Annotated in this window: 2 protein-coding genes, 2 tRNA genes and 3 rRNA genes; all 7 read left to right on the top strand. The window is 54.1% G+C overall.

Features of this window, described 5'->3' with window-relative positions:
• The first annotated feature begins 97 nt into the window (after nt 1–97).
• The 7 genes from BM347_RS17010 (at nt 98) to rrf (ending at nt 10,848) form a co-directional block, all read left to right on the top strand.
• Nucleotides 98–1,327 carry a metallophosphoesterase family protein gene (locus BM347_RS17010; RefSeq protein WP_093917706.1) on the top strand — a complete coding sequence of 410 codons (1,230 nt, stop codon included), beginning with the start codon at nt 98–100 and terminating at the stop codon, nt 1,325–1,327.
• The gene (locus BM347_RS17015) at nt 1,324–4,761 is read left to right on the top strand and encodes a YhaN family protein (RefSeq protein ID WP_093917707.1); all 3,438 of its coding nucleotides are present in this window, start codon (nt 1,324–1,326) and stop codon (nt 4,759–4,761) included. The genes BM347_RS17010 and BM347_RS17015 overlap by 4 nt, the downstream gene beginning before the upstream one ends.
• Before the next feature lie 683 nt (nt 4,762–5,444).
• Nucleotides 5,445–6,909 (top strand): 16S ribosomal RNA (locus BM347_RS17020).
• A gap of 155 nt (nt 6,910–7,064) precedes the next feature.
• A tRNA-Ile gene (locus BM347_RS17025) sits at nt 7,065–7,141 on the top strand.
• An 18-nt stretch (nt 7,142–7,159) separates the two neighbouring features.
• A tRNA-Ala gene (locus BM347_RS17030) sits at nt 7,160–7,235 on the top strand.
• Nucleotides 7,236–7,796: 561 nt separating this feature from the next.
• Nucleotides 7,797–10,643 (top strand): 23S ribosomal RNA (locus BM347_RS17035).
• A gap of 90 nt (nt 10,644–10,733) precedes the next feature.
• Nucleotides 10,734–10,848, top strand: a 5S ribosomal RNA gene (rrf, locus tag BM347_RS17040).
• Together the 16S, 23S and 5S rRNA genes with 2 tRNA genes alongside form the textbook arrangement of a ribosomal RNA operon.
• Nucleotides 10,849–10,938 lie beyond the last annotated feature (90 nt).

Below are 10,938 nucleotides of genomic sequence, written 5' to 3' on the forward strand. Positions count from 1 at the left end.
CCGCCAAGGATCATAGCAGCACCCAGCGGTTGCAACCGAAAGTGAACTGCGTGACAAAGAATGCACAGCACTTTTTCCCTTGATAAGGCCGATCTTTTTGACCCTTCGCATTTTGCACACTGCCGACCTGCATCTTGATTCACCTTTGCGCAGCTTGGCACTAAAGGATGATCGTCTTGCCGCGCAGGTGCGTGGGGCCAGCCGTCATGCGCTGGAAACAATGGTGCAATATTGCATCGACGAAGACGTTGCCGCGTTTCTCATTGCGGGCGATCTATACGACGGTCAGGAACGCAGCGCCAAAACGGCGGCCTATCTTGCGGGGCAAATGCAGCGTTTGGCTGATGCAGGCGTGCAGGTGTTCTATATCAAGGGGAACCACGACGCGGAAAATCCGATTGCTGGCGAAATCGCGTTGCCTGCCAATGTGCATGTGTTTGATGGCAAGGGGGGCATGGTCCAACTGGGCGATCACCTCGTCTATATTCATGGCGTCAGTTTTCGGGGCCGTCATGCGCCAGATAGCTTGCTGCCCAAATTCAAAGCTCCGGTGCCGGGTGCTGTGAACATCGCCATGCTGCATACGTCGCTGATGGGGGCCGCGGGCCATGACTCTTATGCGCCCTGTTCGGTGGCGGAACTGGCGCAGACCGATTTTGACTATTGGGCGCTTGGGCATGTGCATAAACGGCAGGTGCACGGGCAGAACCCGTGGATCGTGATGCCCGGCATGCCCCAAGGGCGCGACATCGGCGAGGCGGGTCCGAAATCCGCCACCATCCTGACAGTGCAGGACGGAAAAATTGACGTTTCGAAATTGCCAACATCCCTGTTGGAATTCCGTGCCTGCGAGTGTGTGTTGGACGGGGTTGAAACAGATGACGACGTCCGCGATGCCTTACGAAATTGTTTGAAAGCCGAGGCAGGCAGGGGTGCTGCGATCTTGCGGCTGCGGTTGACGGGGCAAACCGCGATGGCTTGGCGTATCCGGCAACTCGCCGATCTCTGGCAGGCGGACATTGCGCAGATGGCCGAAAGCATCGGCGGGCTGTGGCTTGAGAAGCTTATACTAGATGTATCACCGCCATCCTCGGAACGTGCAGACAGTGCCGTGGGCGAAGTTGAACAACTGATGCATGACGTTGCCACATCGCCTGCATCGCGGGATCAGCTGGGCAAAGAGCTGGATCAGATGTTGGCGCTGCTCCCCGCCGAGCGTCGCCGCGATATGGTGCCGGATGAAGCGGCGCAAGACGCGCTGCTCGCCCGCCTGACCGAGGATGCCATCCTGACGATGGTCGCCAAGATGCGAGGGCAGGGCGAATGATGCGCTTGCGCCAGCTGGATCTGGATGCCTTTGGTCACTTTACTGACCGCAAGATCGATTTTGGCGAAGCACCTGCAGGTGGATCGGATTTCCACATCGTCTTTGGCCCCAACGAAGCGGGTAAAACCACGTTGATGGAAGGGTACCTGCGCCTGCTCTTCGGTTTTCCGAAGAATGATCCTTATGCGTTCAAGCATCAGCGTGCCAATCTGCGTGTTGGCGGCGTGCTTGAGATTGAGGGGACCGCGCACAGCTTTACACGACTGTCCAAACGCGAACCCAATTTGCTGGACGCACAAGGGCAGGTTACCCCTGATACGATACTAACCAATGCGCTGCGCGATCTGACGGTGGATGAATATCGCAAGCTCTTGTGTCTGGATGATGAAACCATCGAGGCCGGCGGCGAGGAGATCACCAAAAGCAAAGGCGATATCGGCAAGCTGTTGTTTTCTGCGGCGGCGGGGATCAGTGATCTGTCGCAGGTGCTGGAAGATGTGAACGTCAGGTCGCTGGATATTTACCGCAAAGGCGGCACTAAATCTGAATTTGCAATGCTGAAGGCAGAACTGACAGAGGTCAATCAGCAGATCAAAGACCAAGACGTGAGCGCGCCGGCTTACCGTGCCTTGCGTACTGAGTTGGAAAATGCCCAAACGCTTGAGGCTGGACTGCGGCGGGAAGAAACCGATCTGGCCCGGCGCAAGCTTGAGCTGGAAAATCTGGTAGAGGCGCATCCGCTGGCTGGGCAACTGCGCGCGCTTGAACAGCAGCTAGAACCTATCGCCCATTACCCAGCCGCGTTGGATATCGATCCTGAACAGTTGCTTGATCTGATGACCAAGCGCGTGGCGCTTACGGCGGCATATGAACAGGCGGCTCGCGAGATGGAAGCGGTCGCCGCGCAGCGAGAGAGCCTGATTGTCGATCCCAACGTATTGGCTGCGGCGGATCAGCTTGGCGCGCTGGAAGAGCTGAAAAGCCGTGCGCAAACCGGCCTGCTGGATTTACCACGGCGTCAGGCCGAGCTTGACCACGAAGAGCAGGAATTGCGCGAGCAGCTTTTGGGGATCGGTTTACAGGTGACGGGGGATTTGGGCCGCTATGTTCTGGGGGAATCCGATCTGACGACGCTGGAGCGGTTAAGGGGCGATCTGAGCGATTCAGAAAAGGCATGTGCAGCCGCCAATCAAGAGGCATGTGACGCGCAGGCCAAACTGCAAGACGCGGTGCGGCAGGCGGAAGACGCCCGCGCGAATGTGACTGGCGATCCCGCTTTGGACCGGGTGGTTGCAACGGCAGACGCCGAAGATATTGTTGCGCGTCATAGCGAGGCCGAGCATAAGCTTGCCACGGCACGGCAGAGCAAATCCGATGCGTTGCGCAAGCTGGCCCGCCCCGGCGTGAAGTTTGATACCGCGCCCGAGGTACATGTCACACAGGCCCAAGCTGACCAGTTGAACGCTGATGTGACGCAAGCACAGCGGGCTGCCGATAGCATCGCAGATCAGTTGAAAACTGCGCAGGCGCGTTGGGATCAGGCGCAAATACAGGTTAAGCTGTCGCAAGCACGGCCTGATTTGATTGATGATGCAACTGCTGTAGCCACACGGGAAACCCGCGATCAATTATGGTTGGCGCATAAGGCCACGCTTGAACCCGCATCGGTCAATGCGTTCGAGGCAGCCATGCAGACCGATGATGCCCAGACCAAACTGCGCGCAACGCAAAGCAAAGAAATCGCCGAGCACCGCCAGGCGCAACGCACTGAGATTGAGGCTTGCGAAGAGTTTGAGCAGATCAAAGCCCGCCATGGCGCGGGTTTGGGTGAGGTGGAAAAGCTAACTGCGCAGTTGGAGGACTATCTCCAACAGCATGGATTGCCCTTAACCCTAGACGCAGATGATTTCGCGCGTTGGGTCTGTGACGCCTATGAAGCAGAGCAGGCCGCTGCTCAGTTTGACGCGCTTGAGGCCGCGCAAGCAGATTTGCAGGCGCAGGTACGCGACCTGACCGAGACACTATATACGATGCTGGATGTGACTGGCGGGTCATTGGCGGGCTTAATGAAACTGGCCAAGGCGCAGCTTGCGGGCCAACAGACACAAAAACAAGCGTTGGCCTTGGCTGAAACGGCAGTACGAACCGCAAAGATCGAAGCGGAACGCCGCAGCGCCGCCGAGGGCAAATCCCAAACCACAAGAGATACGGCGAGGACCAATTGGGCCGATGCTCTCACACATTATATACCAGACCTAAAAACGGACCCGCTTACATGGGACGGCACCCGCGCCCTGCGTGAGATTACCCAGATCGATAAAACGATCCGTAAGCTGCGCCGTCAGGTCGAAAGCATGTCTGCGAATATCGCGGATTTCGAACGCGGTCTGGACGCGATCAAGCTGGAGGACGCCGCAGGGGAAACGGCCCTCGAACGCTATGCTGCCTATCAGCAGCAAATATCCGAGACACAAGGTATCGCACGCCAACGCCAAGAGCTTGAGGTGCAGCACGCACGACACGACGAGGTCGCCAAAGACGCGGCACATAAGATCAGCGTGCTGGATGATCAGGTGCAGCTTATCGCGCAGGTGTTTGATGCCGCGATCCCGACGCAAACTCTGGAGCAGCTACGTGCAGCGACAGCGGTCGCTCAAAATGCGATCGATCTGCGGACCAAGGCGCAAGAGGCGCTGACCTCTCTGTTCTCGGTGTTGGGAGTGCCATCATCGGATGATGCCGCCAAGTTACTCGACAATCACCCCGCCGATATGTGCCAAGTGGAACTCGACACCGTAACCCAAGACCTGTCGCGTACCCGAACGGCGTTGGAAGGCGCGATTGAGAAACGAACGGGCGCACAGATCGCATTGAACGGCGTGGGGGCTGACAACGCGGTTGCATCCCTTGTCGCGCAAAAACGGACCCTCGAGGCCCAGGTGGAAGATGCCGTGCTGCGATATCTTGAGGGGCGGTTTGGCCATATCCTGGCCGAAGAAGCGATCCGCCGGTATCGTGATGCGCATAGAAGCGGCATGCTTGCAGCAACCGAGCAGGCATTTAAAGACCTGACAAACGGTGCCTATGGTCAGCTGAAAACGGTACCGGCCCGGAACGGTGATATACTACAAGCCGTCCAAACATCCGACATGACCCTGAAAGAGGCCGCCGATATGTCCAAGGGCACGCGGTTTCAGCTGTATCTGGCATTGCGCGCGGCCGCATACGACCAGATGGCACAGAACGGGCGCATCCTGCCGTTCTTTTGCGATGACGTGTTTGAAACCTTTGACGAAGACCGGACACGCGCGGCCTGCACACTGATGCAACGTGTTGGACAGACCGGGCAGGCGATCTATCTGACGCATCACCAGCATGTGGTGGATATAGCGCGTAAAACCTGTGGCGATCAGCTGCGCGTCCACACTCTGTAGGGGCCGGATGGGGTAGGGACGTGATTCCGGCCCAATGGTGTGAACGAGTCGCCGATTCCACTGCGATTCCACCGAAAGTGAATCGCCCCAAGGCCCGAAAATGACGGAAATCACCGCAAAACGCTGTTTCGGGCTGCATATCTCAATAGCCCGGCAAGAAAACGAATGCCTGAAACGCCAATAAAACAGGCTTTTGTGAAGGTTTTTTGACTAAAGATGAAAAATCCGAAAAAAGGGGTTGCGGGTATTTGGAACAAACCTTAGAACCCCCCTTACCGGAGACGCAGACAAGCCGACACGGTGCGCTAGACGGGACGGACGGAGCTGAGAGGCGATGGAGGTTCAGGAGGCGGAGAAATTCTGAGGTATTCGAGGCGGGGCGCGCTGAAAGTTACGGCGCATCTTGGTTTCTTTTGTCTCAACGCTCTTTGAAATTGATAATATCTGAAGAGATATGTGGGCGGTTTGGTTCATTCGATGGATCAACCTCTTCATATCGCGCTGGTAGCGACGGGCCATTTGGTCTTTAGCGATGATCCAGTGTCAGCTTCACTGTTTGGACGGCTTTCGGCTACTTTGTAGCTCTAAGCACAACAAACAGAAAAGACGCCTGTAGTATTCAGTAAGTACTGCAGGTCGATGTGCAGAGGTTCGACGTCAAGGATATGATGGTAACATCATTTCAACTTGAGAGTTTGATCCTGGCTCAGAACGAACGCTGGCGGCAGGCCTAACACATGCAAGTCGAGCGCAGTCCTTCGGGACCGAGCGGCGGACGGGTTAGTAACGCGTGGGAACATACCCTTTTCTACGGAATAGCCTCGGGAAACTGAGAGTAATACCGTATAAGCCCTTCGGGGGAAAGATTTATCGGGAAAGGATTGGCCCGCGTTAGATTAGATAGTTGGTGGGGTAACGGCCTACCAAGTCTACGATCTATAGCTGGTTTTAGAGGATGATCAGCAACACTGGGACTGAGACACGGCCCAGACTCCTACGGGAGGCAGCAGTGGGGAATCTTAGACAATGGGCGCAAGCCTGATCTAGCCATGCCGCGTGTGTGATGAAGGTCTTAGGATCGTAAAGCACTTTCGCCAGGGATGATAATGACAGTACCTGGTAAAGAAACCCCGGCTAACTCCGTGCCAGCAGCCGCGGTAATACGGAGGGGGTTAGCGTTGTTCGGAATTACTGGGCGTAAAGCGTACGTAGGCGGATCAGAAAGTAGGGGGTGAAATCCCAGGGCTCAACCCTGGAACTGCCTCCTAAACTCCTGGTCTTGAGTTCGAGAGAGGTGAGTGGAATTCCAAGTGTAGAGGTGAAATTCGTAGATATTTGGAGGAACACCAGTGGCGAAGGCGGCTCACTGGCTCGATACTGACGCTGAGGTACGAAAGTGTGGGGAGCAAACAGGATTAGATACCCTGGTAGTCCACACCGTAAACGATGAATGCCAGTCGTCGGGCAGTATACTGTTCGGTGACACACCTAACGGATTAAGCATTCCGCCTGGGGAGTACGGTCGCAAGATTAAAACTCAAAGGAATTGACGGGGGCCCGCACAAGCGGTGGAGCATGTGGTTTAATTCGAAGCAACGCGCAGAACCTTACCAACCCTTGACATCCTGTGCTAACTCGAGAGATCGAGCGTTCACTTCGGTGACGCAGTGACAGGTGCTGCATGGCTGTCGTCAGCTCGTGTCGTGAGATGTTCGGTTAAGTCCGGCAACGAGCGCAACCCACATCCTTAGTTGCCAGCAGGTTAAGCTGGGCACTCTAGGGAAACTGCCCGTGATAAGCGGGAGGAAGGTGTGGATGACGTCAAGTCCTCATGGCCCTTACGGGTTGGGCTACACACGTGCTACAATGGCAGTGACAATGGGTTAATCCCAAAAAGCTGTCTCAGTTCGGATTGGGGTCTGCAACTCGACCCCATGAAGTCGGAATCGCTAGTAATCGCGTAACAGCATGACGCGGTGAATACGTTCCCGGGCCTTGTACACACCGCCCGTCACACCATGGGAGTTGGTTCTACCCGACGACGCTGCGCTAACCTTCGGGGGGCAGGCGGCCACGGTAGGATCAGCGACTGGGGTGAAGTCGTAACAAGGTAGCCGTAGGGGAACCTGCGGCTGGATCACCTCCTTTCTAAGGATGTTTCTAGTAAATGAGCTTGCTCATCTCGTGAAACACTTAGCAGGACAGCAAACAAAGCTGTCCACATCAAGGCATCGCAAGATGACCTTTCGGACCGAGCCGTCCTCATATCTCTTCAGAACAAGAACACGAGCTACCGCTCGTATGGGTCGGTAGCTCAGGTGGTTAGAGCGCACGCCTGATAAGCGTGAGGTCGGAGGTTCAAGTCCTCCTCGACCCACCATATCCCTCGGGGAATGATGGGGCCTTAGCTCAGCTGGGAGAGCGCCTGATTTGCATTCAGGAGGTCAGGAGTTCGATCCTCCTAGGCTCCACCAAATACTTCACGCAGTGAGGTGTAAATACAGTGATTAGACCGGCAAGCAGTTTCGACTGTTTGCCCGTCCAATCGGACGGTGCGGAAACGCATTGGTGACATTCCTTTGGAATGCACCTGATTGACATCGTAAAGAGAGATACAGTTACTTTGAGAGTAATCTTAAAGTAACAAACAACACGATCCGATCTTACCGAGTAAGGTAATGATCTCGGTTGCTGCTTCTTAGGAAGCCGGTGTTTAGCGGACTGTTTCCTCGGTCTTTTAATCATATCGCGACTGAAATAGACGTGTTGTCCAAGTCAAGTACACTAACCAGAGACATGACGCCTACTTCCTGCACGGAAGGTGGGCTAGATGCATGTCTCGCTGTCCACTCTTAGAGAGTGGGCGGGTAAAAGTATGCTTTTGATCTGGAATAAGGAAAGACAGTTTCTTACCAGCTTCTGTCTTCCACGTTAGACTGGTGTTCTACATTCTATCGGCCGTTGAGGGTCTAAATTGTCCTCAAGTAGCCGAATAGGCGGTAGGACATTAAACCAGTCTTGCTTTTTCTGGATCAAATCAAGCGCGAAAAGGGCGTTTGGTGAATGCCTTGGCAGTAAGAGGCGATGAAAGACGTGATACTCTGCGATAAGTCATGGGGAGCTGAGAATAAGCTTTGATCCATGAATTTCTGAATGGGGCAACCCACCTGATACTTTGTTATTATTACCCTTCTGGGTAGCTAATAATGAGGTAAACCAGGTATTTATAGACTGAATACATAGGTTTATAAAAGCAAACCCGGGGAACTGAAACATCTAAGTACCCGGAGGAAAGGAAATCAATTGATACTCCCCTAGTAGCGGCGAGCGAACGGGGACCAGCCGAGCCTCAATTGTGGTTAGAATGCGTTGGAATGCGCAACCAAAGTGGGTGATAGTCCCGTATAAGAAGCATGAGAGGACGTATTAAGTAGGGCGGAACACGTGAAATTCTGTCTGAAGATCGGAGGACCACCTTCGAAGGCTAAGTACTCCTTACTGACCGATAGTGAACCAGTACCGTGAGGGAAAGGTGAAAAGCACCCCGACGAGGGGAGTGAAACAGTACCTGAAACCGAACGCCTACAATCAGTTGGAGGATCTTTACGATCTGACAGCGTACCTTTTGTATAATGGGTCATCGACTTGGTCTCACAAGCAAGCTTAAGCCGTTAGGTGTAGGCGCAGCGAAAGCGAGTCTTAATAGGGCGTTGAGTTTGTGGGATCAGACCCGAAACCGAGTGATCTAGGCATGGCCAGGTTGAAGGTAAGGTAACACTTACTGGAGGACCGAACCCACATCCGTTGAAAAGGATCGGGATGAGCTGTGCCTAGGGGTGAAAGGCCAATCAAACTCGGAGATAGCTGGTTCTCTGCGAAATCTATTTAGGTAGAGCGTCATCCGAATACCCTCGGGGGTAGAGCACTGGATGGGTAATGGGGCCCCACAGGCTTACTGATCCTAACCAAACTCCGAATACCGAGGAGTACTAGATGGCAGACACACGGCGAATGCTAACGTCCGTCGTGAAGAGGGAAACAACCCTGACCTACAGCTAAGGCCCCTAATTCATGGCTAAGTGGGAAAGCAGGTGAGACGACCAAAACAACCAGGAGGTTGGCTTAGAAGCAGCCATCCTTTAAAGATAGCGTAACAGCTCACTGGTCTAAATAAGTTGTCTTGCGGCGAAGATGTAACGGGGCTCAAGCCATGAGCCGAAGCTTAGGATGCATTTATTGCATGGTAGCAGAGCGTAGTGTGACATAATTCCATGTCTCCTTAGCCCAAGGTGGGTTTTACCCACCCTACGGTCTTGGAGACGCGGAGTTTTCTGTGAAGCCGGCCTGTGAGGGATCCGGTGGAGAGATCACTAGTGAGAATGATGACATGAGTAGCGACAAAGAGTGTGAGAGACACTCTCGCCGAAAATCCAAGGGTTCCTGCTTAAAGCTAATCTGAGCAGGGTAAGCCGACCCCTAAGGCGAGGCCGAAAGGCGTAGTCGATGGGAACCAGGTTAATATTCCTGGGCCAGATGGAAGTGACGGATCTCGAGGGTAGTTCATCCTTATCGGATTGAATGGGCTGCTTAGAGGTCCCTGGAAATAGCTCCATCGCTAGATCGTACCCTAAACCGACACAGGTGGATAGGTAGAGAATACCAAGGCGCTTGAGAGAACTATGTTGAAGGAACTCGGCAAAATACCTCCGTAAGTTCGCGAGAAGGAGGCCCGGTTCCTAGGCAACTAGGGGCTGGGGGCACAAACCAGGGGGTGGCGACTGTTTATTAAAAACACAGGGCTCTGCGAAGTCGTAAGACGACGTATAGGGTCTGACGCCTGCCCGGTGCCTGAAGGTTAAAAGGAGGGGTGAGAGCTCTGAATTGAAGCCCAGGTAAACGGCGGCCGTAACTATAACGGTCCTAAGGTAGCGAAATTCCTTGTCGGGTAAGTTCCGACCTGCACGAATGGCGTAACGACTTCCCCGCTGTCTCCAACATAGACTCAGCGAAATTGAATTACCGGTCAAGATGCCGGTTACCCGCGGTTAGACGGAAAGACCCCGTGCACCTTTACTACAACTTCACACTGGCATTAGGCCGAACATGTGCAGGATAGGTGGTGGGCTTTGAAGCGTGAACGCCAGTTTGCGTGGAGCCTCCCTTGAGATACCACCCTTGTTCTGCTTGATGTCTAACCGCGGTCCGTTATCCGGATCCGGGACCCTGTGTGGTGGGTAGTTTGACTGGGGCGGTCGCCTCCTAAATCGTAACGGAGGCGCGCGAAGGTTGGCTCAGAGCGGTCGGAAATCGCTCGTTGAGTGCAATGGCAGAAGCCAGCCTGACTGCGAGACTGACAAGTCGAGCAGAGTCGAAAGACGGCCATAGTGATCCGGTGGTCCCAAGTGGGAGGGCCATCGCTCAACGGATAAAAGGTACGCCGGGGATAACAGGCTGATACTGCCCAAGAGTCCATATCGACGGCAGTGTTTGGCACCTCGATGTCGGCTCATCTCATCCTGGGGCTGGAGCAGGTCCCAAGGGTACGGCTGTTCGCCGTTTAAAGAGGTACGTGAGCTGGGTTTAGAACGTCGTGAGACAGTTCGGTCCCTATCTTCCGTGGGTGTAGGATACTTGAGAGGAGTTGCCCCTAGTACGAGAGGACCGGGGTGAACGATCCACTGGTGGACCAGTTGTTATGCCAATAGCAGTGCTGGGTAGCTATGATCGGACAGGATAACCGCTGAAGGCATCTAAGCGGGAAGCCCCCCTCAAAACAAGGTATCCCTGAGAGCCGAGGTAGACCACCTCGTCGATAGGCCAGAGATGTAAGCGTAGTAATACGTTCAGTTGACTGGTACTAATGGCTCGATAGGCTTGATTTGATCCAGTAGAAGCAAGACTTTTACTCATCATTCAAAAGCATACACACATACATAACTGTACTGACTTGGACATTTGTTGAATTTATTCGGTTTGGTGGTCATAGCGTAAGCAAAACACCCGATCCCATCCCGAACTCGGCAGTTAAGTGCTACTGCGCCAATGGTACTGCGTCTTAAGACGTGGGAGAGTAGGTCACCGCCAAACCTAATAAGTTCAATAAATGTATATCTCTCAATACGATAACAATACAAAAAACGCCCGCTGTGAAAATATCACAGCGGGCGTTCTTGCGTT

The sequence above is a fragment of the Sulfitobacter marinus genome, from assembly GCF_900116285.1.
Classification (GTDB): Bacteria; Pseudomonadota; Alphaproteobacteria; order Rhodobacterales; family Rhodobacteraceae; genus Sulfitobacter; species Sulfitobacter marinus.